At 50.8% G+C, this 22,017-nt stretch carries 32 protein-coding genes; 19 read left to right on the plus strand and 13 right to left on the minus strand.

Translation table 11 applies throughout. The features are described 5' to 3' along the window. The first annotated feature begins 20 nt into the window (after positions 1-20). From rplF to rpsI, 19 genes are all read left to right on the plus strand, one after another. Positions 21-551, plus strand: a complete 531-nt coding sequence (rplF, locus tag FD19_RS06700) for a 50S ribosomal protein L6 (protein WP_054750927.1) — start codon at positions 21-23, stop codon at positions 549-551. Between the two features lie 33 nt (positions 552-584). Further along, positions 585-953, plus strand: coding sequence for a 50S ribosomal protein L18 (rplR, locus tag FD19_RS06705; protein WP_054750928.1), 369 nt, complete (start codon positions 585-587; stop codon positions 951-953). Positions 954-973: 20 nt separating this feature from the next. Next, entirely contained in the window at positions 974-1,477 is a 504-nt protein-coding gene (gene rpsE, locus FD19_RS06710; RefSeq protein WP_054750929.1) for a 30S ribosomal protein S5, read from the plus strand. A 13-nt stretch (positions 1,478-1,490) separates the two neighbouring features. Beyond that, complete coding sequence (rpmD, locus tag FD19_RS06715) at positions 1,491-1,676, plus strand: 50S ribosomal protein L30 (RefSeq protein ID WP_054750930.1); 186 nt, start codon at positions 1,491-1,493, stop codon at positions 1,674-1,676. Positions 1,677-1,707: 31 nt separating this feature from the next. Further along, positions 1,708-2,148, plus strand: coding sequence for a 50S ribosomal protein L15 (gene rplO, locus FD19_RS06720; protein WP_054750931.1), 441 nt, complete (start codon positions 1,708-1,710; stop codon positions 2,146-2,148). After that, entirely contained in the window at positions 2,148-3,461 is a 1,314-nt protein-coding gene (gene secY / locus FD19_RS06725; RefSeq protein WP_056969448.1) for a preprotein translocase subunit SecY, read from the plus strand. Before rplO ends, secY begins: the two co-directional genes overlap by 1 nt. Before the next feature lie 19 nt (positions 3,462-3,480). Further along, positions 3,481-4,134: an adenylate kinase gene (locus tag FD19_RS06730; protein ID WP_056969451.1), complete on the plus strand. Its 654-nt coding sequence runs from the start codon at positions 3,481-3,483 to the stop codon at positions 4,132-4,134. 148 nt (positions 4,135-4,282) lie between these two features. Beyond that, positions 4,283-4,501 carry a translation initiation factor IF-1 gene (gene infA / locus FD19_RS06735; RefSeq protein ID WP_054750933.1) on the plus strand — a complete coding sequence of 73 codons (219 nt, stop codon included), beginning with the start codon at positions 4,283-4,285 and terminating at the stop codon, positions 4,499-4,501. 23 nt (positions 4,502-4,524) lie between these two features. Then, positions 4,525-4,641 (plus strand): 50S ribosomal protein L36, encoded by a 117-nt coding sequence (rpmJ, locus tag FD19_RS09615; protein ID WP_003567518.1) that lies wholly within the window; start codon positions 4,525-4,527, stop codon positions 4,639-4,641. 30 nt (positions 4,642-4,671) lie between these two features. Continuing rightward, complete coding sequence (gene rpsM / locus FD19_RS06740) at positions 4,672-5,037, plus strand: 30S ribosomal protein S13 (RefSeq protein ID WP_054750934.1); 366 nt, start codon at positions 4,672-4,674, stop codon at positions 5,035-5,037. Positions 5,038-5,055: 18 nt separating this feature from the next. Beyond that, positions 5,056-5,445, plus strand: a complete 390-nt coding sequence (rpsK, locus tag FD19_RS06745) for a 30S ribosomal protein S11 (protein ID WP_054750935.1) — start codon at positions 5,056-5,058, stop codon at positions 5,443-5,445. A 75-nt stretch (positions 5,446-5,520) separates the two neighbouring features. Continuing rightward, positions 5,521-6,462, plus strand: coding sequence for a DNA-directed RNA polymerase subunit alpha (locus FD19_RS06750; RefSeq protein ID WP_054649313.1), 942 nt, complete (start codon positions 5,521-5,523; stop codon positions 6,460-6,462). A 20-nt stretch (positions 6,463-6,482) separates the two neighbouring features. After that, a complete protein-coding gene (rplQ, locus tag FD19_RS06755; RefSeq protein WP_054750936.1) occupies positions 6,483-6,863 on the plus strand; it encodes a 50S ribosomal protein L17 in 381 nt (126 codons plus the stop codon). 574 nt (positions 6,864-7,437) lie between these two features. Then, on the plus strand, positions 7,438-8,289 hold the full coding sequence (locus FD19_RS06760) for an energy-coupling factor ABC transporter ATP-binding protein (protein ID WP_054750937.1): 852 nt from the start codon (positions 7,438-7,440) through the stop codon (positions 8,287-8,289). Beyond that, positions 8,265-9,131 carry an energy-coupling factor ABC transporter ATP-binding protein gene (locus FD19_RS06765; protein ID WP_056969453.1) on the plus strand — a complete coding sequence of 289 codons (867 nt, stop codon included), beginning with the start codon at positions 8,265-8,267 and terminating at the stop codon, positions 9,129-9,131. Before FD19_RS06760 ends, FD19_RS06765 begins: the two co-directional genes overlap by 25 nt. Next, a complete protein-coding gene (locus FD19_RS06770; protein ID WP_054750939.1) occupies positions 9,124-9,921 on the plus strand; it encodes an energy-coupling factor transporter transmembrane component T family protein in 798 nt (265 codons plus the stop codon). Before FD19_RS06765 ends, FD19_RS06770 begins: the two co-directional genes overlap by 8 nt. A 20-nt stretch (positions 9,922-9,941) precedes the next feature. Then, the gene (gene truA, locus FD19_RS06775) at positions 9,942-10,712 is read left to right on the plus strand and encodes a tRNA pseudouridine(38-40) synthase TruA (protein ID WP_056969455.1); all 771 of its coding nucleotides are present in this window, start codon (positions 9,942-9,944) and stop codon (positions 10,710-10,712) included. 153 nt (positions 10,713-10,865) lie between these two features. Next, complete coding sequence (gene rplM, locus FD19_RS06780) at positions 10,866-11,312, plus strand: 50S ribosomal protein L13 (RefSeq protein WP_054750940.1); 447 nt, start codon at positions 10,866-10,868, stop codon at positions 11,310-11,312. 11 nt (positions 11,313-11,323) lie between these two features. Beyond that, the gene (gene rpsI / locus FD19_RS06785; protein ID WP_054750941.1) at positions 11,324-11,716 is read left to right on the plus strand and encodes a 30S ribosomal protein S9; all 393 of its coding nucleotides are present in this window, start codon (positions 11,324-11,326) and stop codon (positions 11,714-11,716) included. A 208-nt stretch (positions 11,717-11,924) separates the two neighbouring features. Here the strand turns inward: rpsI and FD19_RS06790 are convergent, their stop codons facing one another. The 13 genes from FD19_RS06790 to FD19_RS06850 all read right to left on the minus strand — a co-directional run bounded on the left by FD19_RS06790 (position 11,925) and on the right by FD19_RS06850 (position 21,936). Continuing rightward, positions 11,925-13,193: a site-specific integrase gene (locus FD19_RS06790; protein ID WP_056969457.1), complete on the minus strand. Its 1,269-nt coding sequence runs from the start codon at positions 13,191-13,193 to the stop codon at positions 11,925-11,927. Between the two features lie 61 nt (positions 13,194-13,254). Then, the gene (locus tag FD19_RS06795) at positions 13,255-13,575 is read right to left on the minus strand and encodes a helix-turn-helix domain-containing protein (protein ID WP_225353571.1); all 321 of its coding nucleotides are present in this window, start codon (positions 13,573-13,575) and stop codon (positions 13,255-13,257) included. A gap of 299 nt (positions 13,576-13,874) precedes the next feature. Next, positions 13,875-14,132 (minus strand): helix-turn-helix domain-containing protein, encoded by a 258-nt coding sequence (locus FD19_RS06800; RefSeq protein WP_054750945.1) that lies wholly within the window; start codon positions 14,130-14,132, stop codon positions 13,875-13,877. 20 nt (positions 14,133-14,152) lie between these two features. Beyond that, complete coding sequence (locus tag FD19_RS06805; RefSeq protein ID WP_054750946.1) at positions 14,153-14,551, minus strand: sigma-70 family RNA polymerase sigma factor; 399 nt, start codon at positions 14,549-14,551, stop codon at positions 14,153-14,155. A 218-nt stretch (positions 14,552-14,769) separates the two neighbouring features. Further along, positions 14,770-15,381 (minus strand): CatB-related O-acetyltransferase, encoded by a 612-nt coding sequence (locus tag FD19_RS09945; RefSeq protein ID WP_056969460.1) that lies wholly within the window; start codon positions 15,379-15,381, stop codon positions 14,770-14,772. Between the two features lies 1 nt (position 15,382). Continuing rightward, the gene (locus tag FD19_RS06815) at positions 15,383-15,658 is read right to left on the minus strand and encodes a hypothetical protein (protein ID WP_054750947.1); all 276 of its coding nucleotides are present in this window, start codon (positions 15,656-15,658) and stop codon (positions 15,383-15,385) included. A gap of 139 nt (positions 15,659-15,797) precedes the next feature. After that, positions 15,798-16,310, minus strand: coding sequence for a hypothetical protein (locus FD19_RS06820; protein WP_054750948.1), 513 nt, complete (start codon positions 16,308-16,310; stop codon positions 15,798-15,800). A 382-nt stretch (positions 16,311-16,692) separates the two neighbouring features. After that, the gene (locus tag FD19_RS06825; RefSeq protein WP_054750949.1) at positions 16,693-17,280 is read right to left on the minus strand and encodes a TVP38/TMEM64 family protein; all 588 of its coding nucleotides are present in this window, start codon (positions 17,278-17,280) and stop codon (positions 16,693-16,695) included. A gap of 35 nt (positions 17,281-17,315) precedes the next feature. Continuing rightward, the gene (locus tag FD19_RS06830; RefSeq protein WP_056969462.1) at positions 17,316-17,720 is read right to left on the minus strand and encodes a GtrA family protein; all 405 of its coding nucleotides are present in this window, start codon (positions 17,718-17,720) and stop codon (positions 17,316-17,318) included. 2 nt (positions 17,721-17,722) lie between these two features. Further along, on the minus strand, positions 17,723-19,681 hold the full coding sequence (locus FD19_RS06835) for a hypothetical protein (RefSeq protein ID WP_054750950.1): 1,959 nt from the start codon (positions 19,679-19,681) through the stop codon (positions 17,723-17,725). 8 nt (positions 19,682-19,689) lie between these two features. Continuing rightward, positions 19,690-20,637, minus strand: coding sequence for a glycosyltransferase family 2 protein (locus tag FD19_RS06840; RefSeq protein WP_054750951.1), 948 nt, complete (start codon positions 20,635-20,637; stop codon positions 19,690-19,692). Next, positions 20,619-21,290 (minus strand): phosphatase PAP2 family protein, encoded by a 672-nt coding sequence (locus tag FD19_RS06845; RefSeq protein ID WP_056969464.1) that lies wholly within the window; start codon positions 21,288-21,290, stop codon positions 20,619-20,621. Before FD19_RS06845 ends, FD19_RS06840 begins: the two co-directional genes overlap by 19 nt. Next, on the minus strand, positions 21,280-21,936 hold the full coding sequence (locus tag FD19_RS06850) for a VTT domain-containing protein (RefSeq protein ID WP_054750952.1): 657 nt from the start codon (positions 21,934-21,936) through the stop codon (positions 21,280-21,282). Before FD19_RS06850 ends, FD19_RS06845 begins: the two co-directional genes overlap by 11 nt. Between the last annotated feature and the right edge of the window lie 81 nt (positions 21,937-22,017).

A 22,017-nucleotide genomic window follows, 5' to 3' on the forward strand; every position in this document is an offset into this window, starting at 1 on the left:
AACAAAGGAGGTGCCTACCTGTGAGTCGTATTGGTTATAAAAGCGTCACGCTACCAGAAGGTGTTTCTGTAGCGCAAGACGGCAACGTTGTGACCGTTAAGGGTCCTAAGGGTGAACTGACCCGTGAGCTCAGCGCCGACATTAAGATGACGGTGGACGGTAACACGGTGTCATTTGACCGTGACAACGATAATTTAAAGGCTATCCACGGCACTACCCGTGCCGTATTCAACAACATGGTTGTTGGGGTAACCGAGGGCTACAAGAAGGACTTGTCTCTGGTCGGTGTTGGTTACCGTGCCCAGATGCAGGGTTCCAAGTTGGTCCTGAACGTTGGTTACTCTCACCCGGTTGAGATGGAAGCCCCAGAGGGCGTAAAGGTTGAAGTACCTGGTACTACAGCTATCACCGTTTCTGGGATCAGCAAAGAGAAGGTTGGCCAGTTTGCCGCCGAGATCCGTGCTGTTCGCTCCCCTGAACCATACAAGGGTAAGGGTATCCGTTACGTCGACGAATACGTTCGGCGTAAGGAAGGTAAGACTGGTAAGTAGTAGTCAGTTATTGGCTGCATAAAATTTTATGAGGTGAACATTGTGATTTCAAAGCCAGATAAGAACAAGACTCGTGCAAAGCGCCATGCGCGTGTACGGGGCAAGATTTCTGGTACGAGCGAGCGCCCACGCTTGAACGTATTCCGTTCCAACAAAAACATCTACGCTCAATTAATTGATGACGTAGCGGGTGTGACGTTAGCAAGTGCCTCCACTCTCGATAAAGAAATTAAAGCCGATGCTACTAAGACTGAGCAAGCAGCTCAAGTCGGTGCCTTGATTGCCAAGCGCGCTGTTGCTGCTGGTAAGTCTGATGTAGTCTTCGACCGTGGTGGTTACATCTACCATGGTCGTGTCGCTGCACTAGCCGAAGCTGCTCGTGAGAACGGCCTCGAATTCTAACACAGGAGGAAAAACCTAACATGGCATCATTTATCGATCCAAACCAACTCGATTTGGAAGACGAAGTCGTCGCTATCAACCGAGTTACTAAAGTTGTCAAGGGTGGTCGCCGCCTGCGTTTCGCTGCTATTGCGATTGTTGGTGACAAGAACGGCCACGTCGGTCTTGGTACGGGTAAGGCCCAGGAAGTTCCTGAAGCCATCCGTAAGGCCGTCGAAAACGGTAAGAAGAACCTGATCGCCGTACCACGTGTTGGTACTACGATTCCTCACGAAGTAATTGGTCACTACGGCGCTGGTGAAGTGCTGTTGAAGCCATCCGTTGAAGGTTCTGGGGTTGCCGCTGGTGGTGCCATCCGTGCCGTTATGGAATTAGCGGGTATCGGTGACGTTACTAGTAAGTCCCTTGGTCGGAACACGCCAATTAACATGGTGCGTGCAACGATCGAAGGCTTGAAGCAGCTAAAGACCGCTGAAGAAGTTGCTGAGTTGCGCGGCGTTTCCGTTGCACACCTACAAGACTAGGAGGTAGTCAACAATGGCTCAATTGAAGATCACGTTGACTCGGTCTGCGGCACACCGTTTGCCGAAGCAGCGCAAGATTGTCAAGGAATTTGGCCTGGGCCGTGTGAACAGCACGGTGATCAAGCCAGATAACGCCGCTACTCGTGGTGTTATTAACCAGATTTTCCACCTGGTTTCCGTTGAAGAAGTTAAGGACTAACAAAACTATATACAAGGAGGTGCGCACATCCATGAAGTTACACGAACTCACTCCAAGTGAAGGTTCACGTCACAGCCGCAAGCGTCTTGGCCGTGGTACTTCTAGTGGTCAGGGTAAGACTGCTGGTAAGGGTACTAAGGGTCAATTGGCTCGTCAGGGTGGCAAGACTCGTCTTGGGTTTGAAGGTGGCCAGATGCCACTGTTCCGTCGTATGCCGAAGCGCGGTTTCAAGAACGTTAACCGCAAAGACTACGCGGTTATCAACCTATCCGACCTGAACCGTTTTGATGATGGTACGGAAGTTACTCCAGCATTGCTCGTTGAGAGCGGCTTGGTTAAGAACGAACTTGACGGCATCAAGCTGTTGGGTGATGGCGAGTTGACCAAGAAGTTAACCATCAAGGTAGCAAAAGCATCCGCAACTGCTAAAGAAGCTGTTGCAGCAGCAGGCGGTTCAATTGAGGTGATCTAATGATTGCGACCCTCAAAAACGCACTCAAGGTGAAGGACATTCGTCACAAGATGTTGTTCACCCTGATCGTTTTGCTGGTTTACCGGTTAGGTGCCAGTATTTCGGTACCAGGGATTGACGCTGGTCAGCTCACTAAGCTGGGCGATACCGGACTGATTTCCATTCTATCGACCGTCAGTGGTGGTGGTTTGTCGAACTACTCCATCTTTGCCCTTGGGGTGTCGCCATACATTACCGCACAGATCATCATTCAACTGTTACAGATGGACATTGTCCCGAAGTTTGTTGAATGGAGTAAGCAAGGGGAAGTTGGTCGGCGCAAGCTGAACCAGGTGACCCGCTACCTAACCATTATCCTGGCGTTTGTTCAGGGTATTGGGATTACCGCTGGGTTCCAAGTCCTCTCCCAATACGGGCTGGTAAAGAACCCGAGCGTGCAACAGTACCTCGTTATCGGTGTTATTCTCACCGGTGGGACGATGTTACTGACCTGGATGGGGGAACAAATCACGGATAAGGGTCTCGGCAACGGGGTCTCCATGATTATCTTTGCCGGGATTATTGCCCGGCTCCCATCCGGGGTCAAGGAAATCTGGACGGACCAGATTACGAACAACGACCCGTCTGATCGCTGGCAGGGGGCCCTCTTCATGGTGGGTCTGCTGATTCTGGTGATTGTCGTCGTTGCTTTCGTGACCTGGGTACAACAAGCTAACCGTAAAATTCCGATTCAGTACACGCGCCGTGTGACCAGTGCGGGTGACAATTCCTACCTGCCCCTGAAGGTTAACGTTGCCGGGGTGATTCCCGTCATCTTTGCTAGTTCACTCATCGTGACGCCACAAACTATTTTGATGGCGTTCCAGAAGAGTCATGGCAGTGATGGCTGGTACATCACGTTGACCAACATCTTCAGTCTCGAAAAGCCGATTGGGATTGCGCTTTACACCTTACTGATCGTCTTGTTCACGTTCTTCTACGCCTTCGTTCAGGTTAACCCGGAGAAGTTGTCGGAGAACTTGGTCAAGCAGGGTAGTTACATTCCGGGTGTTTGGCCTGGGAAGGAGACGGAGAAATTCGTTTCCCGGATTCTCATGCGGTTGTCCGTTGTCGGGGCACTCTTCCTGGGGTTGATTGCCTTGATGCCACAACTAGCCGCGTTACTGTGGAACTTGCCACAATCCATCGGGTTGGGTGGTACCAGCCTGTTAATTGTGGTCATGACGGCCATTGAGTTGGTCCGCCAGCTAGATGGGTTGCTCATGAAACGCGAATACGTTGGCTTCATCCAGGGTGACCTGGTGAAGAAATAGCTAAACGGAGGCTACAAAAGTGAATCTGATTTTAATGGGTCTACCAGGCGCGGGTAAGGGTACGCAAGCTGAAAAGATTGTGGTTAAATATCCCATTGCCCACATTAGTACTGGCGACATGTTCCGGGCGGCGATGGCTGACGGTACCGAGTTGGGTAAGCAGGCTCAGTCCTACATGGACAAAGGTCAGCTGGTGCCCGATGAGGTCACTGAAGGTCTCGTTAAGGAACGGCTTCAGCAACCAGATACCGATGCTGGTTACATGCTGGACGGTTTTCCCCGGACGATTGCGCAGGCGGAGGCGTTGACTGATATCACCGCCGAGTTGAACAAGCCGTTGGACGCAGTCATCAACATTGATGTTGATCCCAAAGTCCTGGCCGACCGTCTGAGTGCGCGTTATATCTGCAAAACCTGTGGGGCCACGTACAACAAGTTGTACCACAACCCCAAGGTGGAAGGTACCTGTGACCGTTGCGGTGGCCACGAGTTCTTCCAGCGGGATGATGACAAGCCGGAGACCGTTCAGAACCGTCTGCAGGTAAACATTAAGATGAACACGCCCCTGCTTGATTTCTACGCTAACCGTCAGTTGCTGTACACCGTTAATGGTGATCAGGATATCGACGCGGTGTTCGCTGAGATTGAAAAAATTCTCGCGGCTAGGGCCTAGTTCGAGAACGGCATCGTCTGTCAGCTGACAGCTTTGTTTTCAACTTGCGAACTTTGTGGTACACTGCTTTGGTGTGCCGGACGGTCGGCGCCCATTTTTGGGTGCGTGATTTAATTGTGACCAAAACGGACGAGGAGGAATAGGTTTCGTGGCAAAAGACGATGTCATTGAGATTCAGGGCACCGTGGTGGATACATTACCCAACGCGATGTTTAAAGTAAAGCTTGAAAACGATGCGGAGATTCTGGCGCACGTTTCCGGGAAGATCCGGATGCACTACATCCGGATTCTGCCTGGTGACCGCGTGACGGTGGAGTTGTCTCCATACGACCTGACTAAGGGCCGGATTACGTACCGTTTCAAGTAGTCAACACAGGAGGCATTTTAAAGATGAAAGTACGTCCATCTGTAAAGAAAATGTGTGAGCACTGCAAGGTTGTCCGCCGCAAGGGCCGCGTGATGATCATTTGCTCTGCAAACCCAAAGCACAAGCAGCGCCAAGGATAAAACAAACACTATCATAGGAGGTGTCATCACATGGCTCGTATTGCAGGTATTGATTTACCCCGCAACAAGCAAATTGTCATTGGTTTGACCTACATTTTCGGTATTGGCAACAGTACTGCACAAAAGATCTGTGCAGCTGCTGGTGTACCAGAAAACGTGCGGGTTGCAGACCTGACTCCTGACCAGGAAGACAAGTTGCGTGCGGAAGTAGATAACATTCGTGTCGAAGGTGATTTGCGCCGTGAAGTCAGCATGAACATCAAGCGGCTTCAGGAAATTGGCTCATACCGTGGCATGCGTCACCGTCGTGGTTTGCCAGTTCGCGGTCAGCACACCAAGAACAACGCACGTACTCGCAAGGGTAAGAAAGCTACCATTGCTGGTAGGAAGAAATAATAAGGGAGGTCTGTACTGATGGCAACAAGGAAAACAACGCGCAAGCGTCGTGTGCGTAAGCACATCGAAAGCGGTGTTGCGCACATCCACGCCACTTTCAACAACACACTGGTCATGATTACTGATGCCCAGGGTAACGCAGTGGCTTGGTCTTCTGCTGGTGCACTTGGCTTCAAGGGCTCCCGTAAGTCCACGCCATACGCTGCACAAATGGCTGCAGAAGCAGCTGCTAAGGAAGCAATGGAACACGGCATGAAGTCTGTTGAAGTAGCCGTTAAGGGTCCTGGTTCGGGCCGTGAAGCAGCTATTCGTGCCATTCAGGCTGCCGGTGTCGACGTTACGGCTATCCGTGACGTTACGCCAGTACCTCACAATGGTTCTCGTCCTCCAAAGCGTCGTCGGGTGTAGTTCGTGTGCCCTGCGCTTTGTTGAGCGCGTGGGTATGTCGCACATCACTCTCGATTTGAAAGGGGTACACAATAGATGATTGAATTTGAAAAGCCAAACATCACCAAGGTTGAAGAAGACAACAACTACGGTAAGTTTGTCGTCGAGCCACTCGAACGCGGGTATGGTACTACGCTCGGCAATTCGTTGCGGCGAATTTTGCTTTCATCTTTGCCTGGGGCAGCGGTTTCTAGCGTACACATTGATGGCGTCGTGCATGAATTCTCGACGATTGATGGCGTTCTGGAAGACGTGACCCAGATTATCCTCAACATTAAGAAGCTTGCTTTGAAGGTTGAGGGTGAGGAAGAGGACAAGAAGGCCACCATCTTGGTCGAGGGTCCGGCTGTCGTGACGGCTGCGGACATCAAAACAGATGCTGACGTCGAGGTGTTAAACCCTGACCAATACATTTGTACCATTGCAGAAGGCGGTCGCCTGGAAATGGAAATGACGATCAAGACTGGTCGTGGGTATGTTCCGGCTGATCAGAACAAGTCTGACGACCAGCCGATTGGGGTCATCGCTGTGGATTCCATCTTTACCCCAATTAGTAAAGTTAATTACACGGTTGAGAGTGCTCGTGTGGGCCGTCGTAGTGATTTTGACAAACTAACGTTGGATGTCTGGACGAACGGGTCAATCACCCCCAGTGCAGCCATCGCGTTGGCCGCCAAAATTTTGACGGATCACCTGGCAATCTTTGTCAACCTGACTGATGACGCCAAGAACGCCGACATCATGGTTGAAAAGGAAGACAGTCAGCGTGAAAAGTTGCTCGATATGACGATCGAGGAACTGGACCTGTCTGTTCGTTCTTACAACTGTCTGAAGCGTGCCGGGATCAACACCGTTCAGGAATTGACCGACAAGACTGAAGCAGAAATGATGAAGGTACGTAACCTCGGCCGGAAGTCGCTTGAAGAAGTAAAGAACAAGCTGTCCGACTTGGGCCTCAGCCTACGTCAAGAAGACTAATTGTAAAGGAGGAATAACACATGAGTTACCGGAAATTGGGCCGTACAAGTTCCCAGCGTAAGGCATTGCTCCGTGACCTGACTACTGACTTGATCATCAACGAACGTATCATCACGACCGAAGCACGCGCTAAGGAAGTTCGTTCGACGACTGAAAAGATGATCACGTTGGGTAAGCATGGTGACCTGCACGCACGTCGTCAGGCCGCAGCGTTTGTCCGCAACGAAATTGCTGACGTTACTGAAGAAGGGGACGCAGTGGTGGTTACATCCGCATTGCAGAAGCTGTTCAGTGACCTGGCAAAGCGTTACGAAGGTCGTAACGGTGGTTACACCCGGATTATGAAGACCAGCCCACGGCGTGGTGACGCCGCACCGATGGTTATCATCGAACTGGTTTAATTAAGACGGGTGGCATCTTGATGCCACAACCGGACGGGTCGCACCCGTGCGGGCGGATCAAGACGTGTGCGGAAGCAATTGCGCACACCACTAAATAAAACCGAATCGACCCTCGTTGGCCGGTTCACTTTGATCATTTGATCGATGGAGCGTTACGATGATGGGTGCCACAGAGCGGAGCGGGGCGTTCAGAAGCTGAGCATTAACGTGACATTGACGGAGGCGGTTTTCGCCGCAGTCGATGTCACGTTAAGCGCCAGCTTCTGCCCCGTATAGCTCGACTACGCTAAGGTAACTTAGCGCGCGGCATGGCCAAATAGTGCCGGGGCGACGGCCCTCTTAGTCTAGCTTGCGAGTGCCAGGGCAACCTGGTCCTCCATCATTGAATGATTTATACATAGCAATCAACAGTGCCACTTTGCGCAAAGGGTGACTACGGTTGGGCAACGTTGCTAGGGCGGGTCGCTGACCCGCCTTTTTGATTGGCGTGAAGTCTGACCGGCTACCATCCCGAGTGGGGCCTGTGTTATTATTGTTGGGTCTAAATATATGGTTATACAGGGGGGTGCCACGCATGCAACCAGTGATTGATATTCAGGACTTATCGTTTCGTTACCGAGAAGCAACGACCGATGCGCTCAAACACGTGTCGTTGACGGTCAACCCTGGGGAATGGGTGGCCATTATCGGGCGTAATGGTAGTGGCAAAAGCACCCTGGCGGGTAACATCATCGGTTTATTGGAACCGGAACGCGGCTCGGTGACCAGTGGCCACGTGACGGTGAGCGGCTTACCGCTGGACGATGAACACGTGTGGGATATCCGGGCACGCGTGGGGATCGTCTTCCAGAATCCCGATAATCAGTTTGTGGGGGCAACCGTCGCCGATGACATTGCCTTTGGCATGGAGAACCGCGCCGTCCCACGCGCGGAGATGCAGCAGCGTGTGCAGGCCGCCTTGTCGGCAGTTGGTATGACTGACTTTGCGGAGCGCGAACCTGCCCGGCTATCGGGGGGGCAAAAGCAACGGGTCGCCATCGCTGGCATCGTCGCGCAGGCTCCGGACATCATCATTCTGGACGAAGCCACGTCGATGTTGGATCCGGCGGGGCGCCGTGCCGTCATCGACCTGGTGACGCAGCTCCAACAGGAACGCCACATGACGGTTCTGTCCATCACCCACGACCTGGACGAAGCGGCCCGGGCCGACCGTATCATCATGCTGGCACACGGCGCGGTGGCTGATGTGGGCACACCGGCAGAAATTTTCACCCGGGGGACCGAGTTAGCTGCCAACGGACTGGACGTGCCGTTCCCCGAACAACTCAAAGTAGCATTGCGTGCTCGCGGCGTGAGCGTACCGGACGACTACCGCACGGAGAAAGGACTGGTGGATTACTTATGGACATTACGTTCAACCATGTAAGTTTCACCTACCAGCCCGGGACCCCCTTTGCTGGTACGGGCCTGCGTGACGTCAATACCACCATTCATGGGGGTGAATACACGGCGATTGTTGGTCATACCGGCTCTGGTAAGTCGACGTTGTTACAACACCTGAACGCACTGCTGAAGCCCACGGCGGGGACGGTGACCATTGGTGATCGCGTGATTACGCCGACGACGAACAACAAGCACCTGCGCGCCTTGCGGCAACAGGTGGGGATGGTGTTTCAATTTCCGGAGAGCCAGCTCTTTGAATCGACGGTGCAGCGGGACATCGCCTTTGGCCCGGAAAACTTTGGCATGGCCCCGGACGAGGCAGCCGCATTGGCCGCTGAGACGGCGCGGCTGGTGGGCTTGCCCGATGACCTGCTGACCCGGTCGCCATTTGACCTCTCGGGTGGGCAAATGCGGCGGGTGGCGATTGCCGGCGTGTTGGCGATGCGTCCATCCGTGTTGGTGCTGGATGAACCCACCGCGGGACTGGATCCCGCGGGGCGACGTGACCTAATGGCGCTGTTTGCCCGGTTGCACACGGAAGAGGGCCTGACTATCGTTTTGGTGACCCACCAGATGGACGATGTGGCCAACTTTGCCGAGCACGTACTCGTCATGGATGGCGGCGCGCTGGTACGCGAGGGCACACCGCGCGAAGTGTTTGCCGACGCGGCGTGGCTACGCGACCACAGCTTAGCGCAACCGACCACTACGCGGATGGCGGGGGCACTGGCTGCCCGCGGCTTCCACTTTGACCAACCACCACTGACCCTCGATGAGTTAGCGGACGCCCTGGCACCGCAGTTAGGGGGGCACACCCATGAATAGCATGATCCTGGGCCGGTACATTCCCGGCGATTCACCCATTCACCGGTTGGATCCGCGCACTAAGCTCCTCGGGTGTTTCTACTATATCGGTATTGTGTTCCTCGCCAACAATTGGATCACCTACGCGTTGATGTTCGCCCTTACGCTGGGGTTGTTACCACTCGCCCACGTGCGCTTGGGCTTCTTCCTGCGCGGGGTGCGTGCCATTATCTACCTGATTCTGTTCACCGTGCTGTTGCAACTGTTCTTCACGACTGGGGGACACGTTTGGTGGCAGTGGGGGTGGTTGACCGTGACGAGCAAAGGGGTGGTGAACGCCGTGTACATTTTGTGCCGGCTCGTCCTGATCATCTTTGCCTCGACGCTGCTGACCTTGACCACACAACCGCTGGGGTTGGCCGACGCGGTAGAGTCCATTCTCAAACCGCTGAAGCCACTCCACGTCCCGGTCACGGAACTAGCCTTGATGCTGTCGATTGCGTTACGCTTCGTGCCGACGTTGATGGACCAAACAACCAAGACGATGAACGCGCAACGGGCGCGGGGGGTCGATTTTGGTAGCGGTGGCCCGATCAAACAGCTCAAAGCCATCGTGCCGTTGTTTATTCCGTTGTTCGTCTCGGCCTTTTCGATGGCTGATGACCTCGCAACCGCGATGGAGGCCCGGGGTTTCCGTGGCGGGGACGGCCGCACGCGTTATCGGGCACTGGCCTACCACCGCGGGGACGCGGTCGCCGTAGTACTACTCGTCGTCCTGACGGTGGTACTGATCGTGTTGCGGACCCATTAGTTAGCAAAGGAGATTGCAGTTTGGCTCACTACCGCATTACAGTTAAATATGACGGGACCAAATTTTCCGGGTATCAGGTGCAACCGCACCAGCGGACCGTGCAGGGAGTCATCGAACGGGCGCTGGCCAAGATGGCCAAGGTGCCACACATTCACATCGACGGTTCGGGCCGCACGGATGCCGGGGTACACGCGCTGGGGCAGGTAATCACCTTTGATACGCCCATCGACATTCCCGACCGTAACATGTTGGCGGCCCTCAACAGTATGATGCCACTGGATATTTTAGTGCTGGAATGTGCCCACGTACCGGCGGACTTTCACGCGCGCTATTCGGCGGTGGGTAAGCGCTACTTGTACCGCGTTGCTCTAGGCCGGTACACGGACCCCTTGAAGCGGCTGTACACTGGGCATTACCCGTACCACGTGGATGTCGCCCGCATTCAGGCGGCGTTACCCGACCTGGTGGGCACGCACGACTTTACCAGTTTTGCCGCCAGCGGTGGGCAGATAGAGGACAAGGTGCGTACCATTTACGAAGCAACCTGCACTGAAGATAAGGTGCATAATGAGCTACGCTTCGAGTTTTATGGGAATGGCTTCCTGTACAACATGGTCCGGATCATGGTCGCCACGGCGCTGGAGATTGGTAACGGTCGCCGTGATTTGCACGATTTTCAGCGGGTGCTGGCAGCCAAGGACCGCCAACAAGCGCGTGGGACGGCTCCGGCGTCGGGGCTTTACCTCAAGCACGTTTATTACCCGGGAAATATCACCGGCGCCACGATTTAAATAGCACCGGGGCACATGATGCGCGGAACACGCCTGGACGCGTTGACGAGCGCATGAATATTTGATATTATATTAGCTGGTATTGTTTGCCCCACGTAAGCCCCGGAATCTTACTAGTGTCAAACAAACACAGAACATTGGAGGAAACTCATTATGAGTAAGTCATTTATGGCCAAGCCAGGTGAAGTTGACCGCAAGTGGTACGTTATCGACGCTACCGACATTGCGCTTGGCCGCTTGGCATCCGTTGTTGCCAGCATCCTGCGTGGCAAGAACAAGCCTACATTCACACCAAACATAGATACTGGTGATAACGTCATCGTTATCAACGCAAGCAAGGTTAAGTTGACGGGTCGTAAGGCCACGGACAAGATCTACTACCACCACAGCCAGCATCCAGGTGGGTTGAAGCACGAAGTCGCTGGCGACTTGCGCGACAACAACCCAGAACGTTTGATTGAATACGCCGTTAAGAAGATGCTGCCTACCAAGAACACGCTGGGTCACCAGCAGTTCCTGAAGCTGCATGTTTACGCAGGCGCTGACCACAAGCACGAGGCGCAGAAGCCAGAAGTGCTTGACATCAAGGGCTTGATTTAAGGAGGATACACATGGCAGACGTAGTATACAGCGGCACTGGTCGCCGCAAGAACTCCGTAGCCCGCGTACGTTTGGTACCTGGGAGCGGTAAGATTACCATGAACGGCAAGGATGCTAACGAATACTTGCCCTTCAACACTTTGATTCAGGATATCAACCAGCCATTCGATTTGACTGAAACCAAGGGTCAGTACGACGTCTTGGTCAACGTTAACGGTGGTGGCTTCACCGGCCAGGCCGGTGCCACCCGTCACGGTATTTCCCGTGCACTGTTGAAGGTTGACCCTGACTTCCGTGCAGTCCTGAAGAAGGCCGGCATGCTGACACGTGACCCTCGTATGAAGGAACGTAAGAAGTATGGTCTGAAGAAGGCTCGTAAGGCATCTCAATTTAGCAAACGTTAATAGCGTTATGCTATCGAGATGGAAACGTTGGTACGACAGCGTTTCAAGTAAGTCTCGAACATCGAAAGTGGTTCTCCAAATTAGGGCGAGCCACTTTTTTTATCCTCAAATTAGGGCGTGATTTGTGCGCGTCTTTCATTTGAGGCGTTCTGGCTTCAAGAACTTTTAGGGCGTGTGTCCTAGTTTTACGTTCTTTTGGGCGTCAATTTTAATGAGTTTCGTTAAGTTTCATTTCCTGTGCGAGTGAGTTCTTTCTAGCTTCTGCGATTCGTGCAGCGAACTTGTCATGAACATCCAGGCCGACAATATCAGGCGTGTTAACATACACGCGCGTGGTCTTGATGCTGGAATGTGACAGCGCTTCGGAAATCAACTGTAAGCTGGCGCCACCTTGACGTGCAAGCGTTGAGAACGTATGCCGCAGCTTGTGTGGCGTGACCCGAACAAGGTCAGGGTGGCGCTTGTAGATCGAATTCAAGCGATAGTTGAGATAGTCGGCGTGCAGCGGTTGGTTGATCTCGCCTTTGAAGTTCGTGTAGGTAAACAGAAACTGGTTTGGCCCAGATTCTACGTTCACTTCTGCGAGTTGACTAGCTTGCTTGTCGCGCCATTCTTTCAGCATCGGGATCAAAACAGGTGGTAAGGCGTGGGAAGTTTCCTTCTTGGCCTTGGTTGGCCCAACCTTGCCACTTTTCTTGAGTGCCTGAACAATCAGAACATAGCCGGTGTTGAAGTCAACGTGCTTCCACTGCAATCCGTATGATTCTCCTTTACGATCTCCGAGGTGGAGCGTGAGGAAAAGTAACAGATAATCCTGGTCACTCAACTTGCCGTTGTCGTGATCTGTGTTGGCGGCGTCGAGCCAAGCCACCATTTCATCAGCGGAAAGTGATTCACCAGTCATCTTGCGACGAGTGGCGAGCCGTTCCTTCTTGGGACTACCGATGGAGGCGATGGCTTTTTCTAGCCGGTTCACGTCGATGAAGTCCACCATTTCGGCGGTATCAAACATCTGGCTGACGTATGACTTCACTGTGCGAATGTTTGCGTACTTCTCTGACAGAATTGCCAGCTCTTGCATGACGAACTGCTTATTGAGATTCAAGTAGGTCATGGAATACTCGCCGAACATCGGAAGCAAATGCAGCCGGAAAATGTTGCGTGTATTCGCTTGAGTCTCCTCCGAAGGAATAATGCGAATACGTCCGGTTGCGCCCGCAGCGTATAGCGGCCACCAGATTTCACGGTAGAAGTCCTTGAATAGCATTTCACCGTTCTTCTTGATAGTACCCGCAGATTGCGTTTTTTGAGCTTCCTTAATTTTCGCATCGACTTGTTTTTGCAGCGTCTTGGCTTCCAGTTTCGTCGCTACGGTTTTACGGTAGCGGGGAACCTTCACGCCAAGAATACCGCGAATATCTTTAGGGTAGAACACCTCCACAAAGTAAGTGCCTGCATCAGTTTTAGTAATAGACATGATATTTACCTCCTGTTGTTTGTCAACGAGCTTGAACAGGACGTAAAGCTACATCGACATATTACCATCCTTCAACGTGTTTGCGAAGCCAGTTATCAACTGCATCGCGATCGTAACGAACAACGCCACAGATATTGATCCGTGGTAAGCCAAGCTCAATCCACTTATCTAAGGTGTTGTTAGAGATTTTCAGGTATGCGCACAATTCCATCTTCAACAGGTACCGATCATGCTGTGCTTGTTCTTCGCGAGCTCTGTGAACTTCATCGATAAATAAAGTAGACAGCGCGTTACGAATCGCAATCACGTTCTCATCGTTCATGGGAAAATCGATTGGCGTTTCCGTTGCTTGCGCTGAAATATGACATGCCTCCTTCTTCACGGTATTGGTGAAACTGATGTTGTGACGAGCAGCTCATCATTCAGCCCGGGTCCAACCAACTATCGAGGATCTCAATAAGAGCCTCTCTCCCTCGTTTCGTCAGGGTGACGTGCAAGTATCCGGCTCACTGGTTTAGTCGCTCGCTCGTGGGAGGTCATGGCGGTGTGGAGCCTTCGTTGCTGAATGATGCTATTCAGTTGTCAAAGGACATAGCGAGCAAAAGAAAATCCCGCTTCTGCATATACAGACAGCGGGAACGGGTCGAAATGAAACCAAAATCAGAAAAAAGTTGAAATTGATTATGTGCGAGTTAGTTGTGAACCTGATTGAGTGGACGGTTGCGATAGGTGTTCAGCAACATTAAAGCGCTGAACGCTGAATACAAATTTGATTTGAAGTTCTTGCTTCAAATCGGGATCGACATAGCTTTTTCCGTATGCAGCCTCGCAATCAAAGTCGTGGCTGAACATATCGAGTAGTCTGGACATTGCCTCAGCGTCTCCGTCCTGTGCTGCCAAGATAACCGGGATCAGGTTATCGACCTCTGTATAATGCATTGAACACTCCTCCGTATTCATTACATGCTTTCGTAAACTTTCTTAATCCGCGCTATTGCCCGTCGCCGCCGTTTGTTCACCCCCTGACTGGTTTTGCCTGTGCGGCTGCCGATTTCCACGTCGTTGAGTTCAGAAAAGTAGTATTGATACAACACCATCTTATCAGCTATGGAAAGGGTTGCAATGGCCGTGGCAAGACGTTCATTTTCGATGAATGACTCTAGATGTGCGATTTCTTCATCAGTCAGAACAAAGTCCTCAAGATGACCTGGTTCAGCAATTTCCTCTAACAACCAGTCTTCAAGTGGAGTTTCTTTGACGTCTTTGAGATGCTTACGGTAGATGTTGATTCGCTCATTACGAAGGACTTGCTGCATGTATCTGATGAACATACGAGAAACCTCACGTTCGCTGCTCATATTGTTGACCTCCTGATAGATAATTTTTGCTACACAGTTACAGACGGTTTTTTGCCAGACAAATGAAACCGGTTCTGAAATAAATAGAAAAAGAACCGACGAGTACAAGTTGCATACTCGTCGATTCTTGTTGGTTGGGTGATTGGCAAGTGTGGGAATACCGGTGCTGCTGGCTTAGGTCAACAGTTAGAGGTTACGAATGTGATTATCCTGAACTTTTATGAAGCTAGCTTCGCAGTATCTGCAAGCCTGTCTAACTTGATACGCGCTTCCTTCGTGTGCACGGTAGTTAATAATGGCACGATTTTTTCAAGTAGAGCATCGTCATACTGCCACCACTGGAAGGCCTCCAGCCAGTCGATCGTGGCTTGGTCGAAACGAGAGCGGATCACTTTTGCTGGGTTGCCGCCGACAATGGCGTAGGCAGGCACGTCCTTGGTGACCAGAGCATACGCACCGATGACGGCGCCGTCGCCGATATGCACGCCTGGCATGATGATAGCGTGGCGGCCGATCCAGACGTCATTCCCAATGACCGTGTCGCCTTTGACTGGCATATCTTCTTTGGTCATGCCGAGCTTGGCGATCAGGCTACGGTCTAGTTCTGGGAAGATGAAGGTGGAGAAGGAGTTCATCGGGTGGTTGGCGGCGCCCATAATGAAACGAACGTTGCGCGCAAAGCTGCAGAAGCTGCCGATGATCAAGCGGCCGTGGCCAGGACGGTTGTACAGCACGTTTTCGCTGTTGAAATCAGTGCCGTCTGCGGCGTCGTAGTAGTTGTGTCGGCCGACGAGAATGTTATTATCGAGCTTTTGTTTTTCGATCCACATATTAGTGAGCCACCTTTCCTAAGACAAACTTGCGCACGCCGTAGGTCACGACGAAGCTAAGCACTAAGCCGCCGACCAGCGTCGGGAGAATATCAACGCCAAGCAGGTGTGGGCCGTAGTTGACCAGATAAGTGCCAGAGTAGCTACCAAGGGCCCCGAAGGCGAGGTCTAAACCTAACATGATAATGCTCTTTTCATGGAAGAAGCGGTCGATGGCGTAGACAGCAGCGCCCATAGCGAGCCCGACGATGACAGCAGTGATGATGGATAGTAACATTTGAATTACCTCTTTTGATTTGAGTGATGAACAGGGACAATAATATTCGGTCGGCGGTGATGGAATCGTTGAATGGTGAATGCTACCGCACTTAATATAACGAGAACCGCAGGATCTTTGATAAGTACATGGTGACCTCCTAGTGCAACAGCTGGAAGGCTTGCTGGCAATAGTTTGCGGCGTTGTCGTAGGACTGTTCCAAGATCGGGCCAACTTTGGCAATGCGGCGGGTCTTGGCCCAACCGTAGCTGAAATATCCGAGTGCCCAGCCGAGGAAGGCGGGGACGGCGAGAATTGCGCAGAGAATTACCATTTGGTTAGTGACCGCAAATACCGATCCGGCCATGAATGCAGTACCAATCAAGCCAACGGTCATCGCGACCACGGTAGGTACTGATGACTTGCTGCGTTCCAGCCCGGCAGCGGCAGCCATTTCCTGCTCGAATTGTTTTTGTAGTCGATTTAACGCTGCTTTTTCGGGCAAGTTACGATCTCGCTTTAATTTCAACGTAACCGTGCTTTTACCGATGTCCGGCGTACGATCAGTTACTTGCCAACCGAAGTTCATATAGCCGTCAATATAATTGTTTTGCATTGCCTTGGGAATCTGTTGTTCAAGATACTCGAAGGCTACAAAGTCGGATTCTGTCATGGATATATCTCCTTTTTCTTTAACTATTTAACAACGTCAGTATATCTACGCGATATTTGCAAATTGTTGGCGATATGTTTCTGAGATGTTAAATCTGAAAACAGGATTGTATCTATGCTGTTTGTTGAATGCTATTCACTAGTCCCTGTTCAAGACTAAATCATAAAAAAGGCCACCTCGATGTATCAGCGTAGAAGACATCGGGATGGCCTCATTGTTGAGTCACAGCTCAGTAGGGGGACTGCTGCGTGTGTTGGAGTCAAGCATTGTGCAAGTTAGGTCATTAACCGTTGTTGAGTGGGAGTGTATCAAGTGTGATATAACCATGACCTTCTTTGCACGTAATGGTTGCACTGGCATCACCTCCTTAGGTGTTGAAGTCTTACAAATAAGGCGCAATGAACTTAAAGGCAGTGTTTAAGCCGAGACTGTATGCAAGTATCGTCCAAGGTTTGCATAAAACAATGATTGTCACGAATTTTCTCACGGACATTTTTGTTAATCCGGCAAACATACATAAGAGGTCGTCGGGTGCGACTGGCATTAGAATTGCAATCGCAAACACGCGATCAAACTTTGTTCCGCCATCGAGGTAATACTGATACTTCGCCATCGTTTTCTTTGGAACAAGTAGTGATATAAAGTTCCTGCCAAAGCGGCGAACCAGCAGGAAGCTAGCGATGGAGCCAATACTGATGCCAATGTAGTTATAAACAAAGCCCCATTTAGCACCAAACATGGCAATCGCTGCGACGGTTGAAAGCCCGCCAGGAATCACGGGGAAAATTACCTGAATGATTTGTAAAAGAATAAACAGTAACGGCGCCCATATTCCGGCCTGCAAGATAGTTGCTTGCAGCGATGCCGGGTCAGTCAGGTATCCAAGCCGATAACAGGTTATCCCAAATAGGATTATGGCCACCAATCCGCTGAGCTGTATCAGGCGCAAGACTTTCCGCGAGTTCGTCATAGGTTGCTCTCCTTTTTTCCGCCGTTGCTGTCGCTTCATGCAAAAATGTGTTTGCTAAAGACGTAGTTCAAAGCAATCACGACAATCTGATCGATAATCTTGACGATGATTGGCGAACCCTTGAGTAAGGTTAGGCCAACGAATAGAATTGCTGTGTCAGCTAACAGAGAAGCCCCGCGTAAAGTGAAGAAGCTGATACTTTCTTTTAGCAAGGTGTGCAGCGCCATATCAGCTGAGCCGAACACAACTTTTTTGTTGGTGATAAAGGCAAACAGAACGCTGAGAAACCATGCCACAATGTTTGCCCAGAACCACTGTATTGAAAGGTGCGTTAGGCCGAAGAACAGCACAATGTTGATCAGTGTCGTCAGCCCCCCTACAACGAGGTAGCGGAAAGCCGTTCCATATTTGCTATACAGCGTCGTTATCGTTTTCTCCATGACTATCCCTTCTTTTGAACCCGTTGCATGCAGGTGAAGACAAATGATGCGGTTGGATTGCTATGCTCGTCGATGATCAGCGGATGTGTTGCGAGCCGGTATTGATAGGTGTGCACCACATCGACCAACTGGTGCTTATTTGTATTGTTCCGCACAGTGATACGGTAGCGACCGGCACTCAACTGATGATGTAGTCGATAAACCGATCCGGCATCATACAGTGTATATGAACTGTTGGTCTTGAGGTTTGTTAGCGTGACGCGTTCTGTTGAACCGGCGTGCATTTGTACCGAGAAGTAGTTTGCTTTGGCGTGTAGGTCAACGTCTTCGGTTAAGACCGCACCAGGTTTCAGCGCCTTTGGCTTAGCATGATATTGCACTGATAGTTGACTGCGTTGCGCAGCCACAACTTGATTTTGTGGGACTGCCTTGCCAATAATGCCAGCCAGCCCAAGTGCAACTAACACACTAGCAAGCAGAGATGACTGACCTGCCACTTGCTGCCAGCGTCGTTGAGGATTTGATTCATGCTGTGGTTGAGGAAGCGCAGCTAAGGCAATCCAGCTGAGCGGCAGAATTGCCTGACCATATCGAGGCTCGACCTCCCACAACAAAGTGTGAAATGCGAGATAACCAAGTGCTGTGACGATTGTCAGTAACGCAATGACCTGTTTTGAATCACTGAGATCTGGCCGCCAAGTGGTCAGTCGAAGCATGAGGATGAGCCACAACACAATGGTTGCGGAGGCATAGCTGATCGTGGTCAACATCCGGAAAAAGTTCACACGATTGTGATACCAACTTGGGGCTGAACGAAAACCGCCGTTGTACCAATTCTGAATTCCCCGTACATTGAGTAGAATGCCTAGCTTCACAATCCATAACCGTAGCACACCGAAAGCTCCTAGTCGCTTGAGCCGTTGTGGAATTGCTTGTAGATCATGTTGTTGGCGTGCAGCCTTACTTGGCTGCTTGATGCTTTTTCCAACATCGCTGCCAGAATAACCACCGTTGCTGACTGAGTTATAACCCATCAAAATCCAATTAGTAACGGGAAACTCAAACTTGGTCTCCGTATGGTAGTTGCTGACTTCGTCGATCACTTTAGTGGTCGGTAAGCTAAGTCCGAATCCCAATGCAATCAAGATCACCGGTATCATCAACTGTGATTTGTGCAGTAGTCGTTGGCGAGCAAGTATAGTCAAAACAATCGCTAGTGCTGGCAGAATCACGATTAGGTTCGCTTTGATCAAGAGGCCAGCCAATGCTGTGAGGACAAGACCGGCACCTTTGATCAGATGCTGGTTATGCGTGCCCTGCGACCAGTTCAGCAAGGTCTTCATGATAATCAGGAGAATCAGCATTGTCGGTAAATCTGAATAGAAGACTTGTAGATAGTACGTGTAAGCGAACGGCGTCAAAGCGAAGAAAGCAAACGCGCCGATTAGCGTGCTGTGGCGCCGGCTAAGTTGCCAAACTGTGCAGAGCGCTAAGAGAATGAACCCGTCCAAGGTCAGGATACTTAGCAAGTGAACGGATAGGTTGGTGCTCAAGCCAAATAACTGGGTGAATCTGAGCCACAAGGACATGAAGTAAGTCAGTGGGACATTGTTTGCATAGCGCCAAAAGTAGGTAATGTCCCAAGTCATGTGTCCGGCAGCCATTTGATCTGCTTGTGATAGTACTCGGTATGGATCGTGGTAAACCGTGTTTGGCATGACGTTGAGGACAAAGATCTGCCCAATTAGCATCAATAACAGTCCAATACCAATACCCCAATAAACGTGCACTGATTTCATTTGATCAAGCCACTTGGCGGTAAGGTGAATACCAATAAACGCTAAAATGGCGACGATCAGAACCGCGATGCCTGTTGATTTGATTAAATTGCTAGCAATTCCAACGATTAAGCAAATCATCAGAACCAAGGGTAGGAAGGTTGGCATGAACTTGTGAGTCATATTTACACCTATTCTAAGATTGTTTGGACAGTGTAGCGCGGACGTCGCTTCACTTCCGTTGTGAGCTTACCGATGTATTCACCAATCACGCCGAGGCTGACCATCTGCACCCCGCCAATGAACCATAGTGATACCATCAGTGAAGACCAGCCGTGGACTGTCATACCAAGCAACTTGGTTACTACGGCATAAGCGACCATACCGACTGCCAGCAAGCAGGCCAGTGTACCGAGAATCAGGATCAAGCGTACCGGAGCAATCGTCAGACTTGTGATGCCATCCCAAGCAAAGGCTAGCATTTTCTTGAGTGGATACTTCGATTCGCCTGCCATGCGCGGCGTTCGCTTGTAGTCAACTTCCTCAGTCTTGTAACCGAGTTTTGGAATTAAGCCACGAATGAAAACATTTCGTTCTGGGTAGTCTAGGAAAGTTTCAACTGCCCGTTTGGACATCAACCGAAAGTCTGCATGATTAGGAATCAATTCGACTCCTAACATTTTGAGTGTTTTGTAATAACCCTGGGCAGTGGTTCGTTTGAACCAACTGTCAGACTCGCGATTATTTCTAACGCCGTAGACGATGTCTGCGCCCTCAGCGTATTTATCAACCATCTCTGCAATCTTTTCAGGGTCGTCTTGTAAGTCAGCGTCGATTGTGACAATCATATCTGCACTTTTCACGGCTTCTTTCATACCCGCGATCAATGCAGATTGATGACCGAAATTGCGGGAGAAACGTAAGCCACGAATCCTTGAATTACTGTGGTGAAGCTTCTCAATAATCTCCCAGGTATGATCAACTGAGCCATCATCGACAATCAGAATGTCTGCCCGCTGGCCCATGATATTTTGCGCTGCAATCTTATCTTCAATCGAGAGCAGTTTCTGAATGGAAGACGTCAATACTTCTTCTTCGTTGTATGCAGGAACAACAATCGTTAGTTTTTGGGTGTCCATGGTTTCAATATCCTTTCTGGCAAGATGCTTCGCAACTTACTTTGAACAGCTTCTGCGTATGGTGCGATGATCAGTAAGTAGCCTCCAGCTAAGAGCAAACTCGCAATAACGTCAGAGGCGTAATGGTCGCGTAGATAAACTCGCGAAGCAGCCACCATACCAATCCATACGACGCCGATTACAATGGCGATCAGCTGATTTTCTTGATCTTTAATTTGGGGCAAGCATAGTATTAGCAAGGTGATCACTAGAACTGTCGTGCAGAATGTGTGCCCGCTTGGAAAGCTATAACCACTATCAGGGACGAGCTGATGCAGTGGGCGTGATCGACCAACCAGTTGCTTGATAATTTCAGCAAATGCCGATCCAACAAGCTGTAATCCACCGACCCACAAGCTGATGACAAGGTCTTTTTTGAACCAAAGCCAGCAGCACCCCAGGATGGTTAAACCAATCACGGTCGCGGGACTACCGAAAAATGCGACGATTTTGAAAATGAATGTGTTGACGGGATTGATGGATCTCGTAAACAGCGCACTCGCACTATTGTCAAAGGAGTCCAGCCATGGTGCTTTCGTCATCACACCCAGCACCAAGCCAGCAAAACACAGCAGTAACAGGATGCCGAGCATATTTTTTTGTTTAGTCCTCATCGGCTTCACCTCCGCGATTACGCAGCGCCATGATTGCTGCTGGTAGTAAGGAAATGACGATGATTGCCAGCATGATCAACTCGAAGTGGGCTTTGACGACCGCGATGTTGCCAAAGAAGTAACCGGCGCCTAGTGCAACCAATACCCAGGTCACGCCGCCAAGGATGTTGTATGTGACGAATGAGCGATAGTGCATTTGACTCACGCCAGCGGTAAAGGGAATGAACGTGCGAATGATCGGCATAAAGCGACCGAGGAAAATTGCCGGCTTGCCGTGTTTCTCGAAAAAGCGTTGCGAGCGGGCTAAATATTCTGGCTTGATGAGCCGGCTTAGTTTGGGACTGTGTACGAGGCGAGTACCGAAGTGTTCACCAATTTCAAAGTTTAGGGAATCACCAAGAATCGCTGCCACGCTCAGTAAGATAAACAATACCCAGATATTCAAGGAATGATTGCTCATTGCGGCAAGTGATCCGCAGAGGAATAAGAGCGAGTCCCCGGGTAGGAAAGGCAGAATGACGATACCCGTTTCGATGAAGATTAAGGCAAATAAGCCAACATAGATTAGGCTACCGAACTGAGTGATGAGCTGTGGTAGAAGTTGGCTCAGGTTAGGAATTAAAGATGTAAGCATGAGCATTGACATGATGAGTTCCCCTTTAAGTGATTTTCGTAATGCTTGACTATGGCATAAGCATAGCTGGATTGACGTAGTGCTCCCACTTAT

Origin of the sequence: Lacticaseibacillus thailandensis DSM 22698 = JCM 13996 (genome assembly GCF_001436135.1) — a bacterium.
In the GTDB taxonomy this organism is placed as follows: domain Bacteria; phylum Bacillota; class Bacilli; order Lactobacillales; family Lactobacillaceae; genus Lacticaseibacillus; species Lacticaseibacillus thailandensis.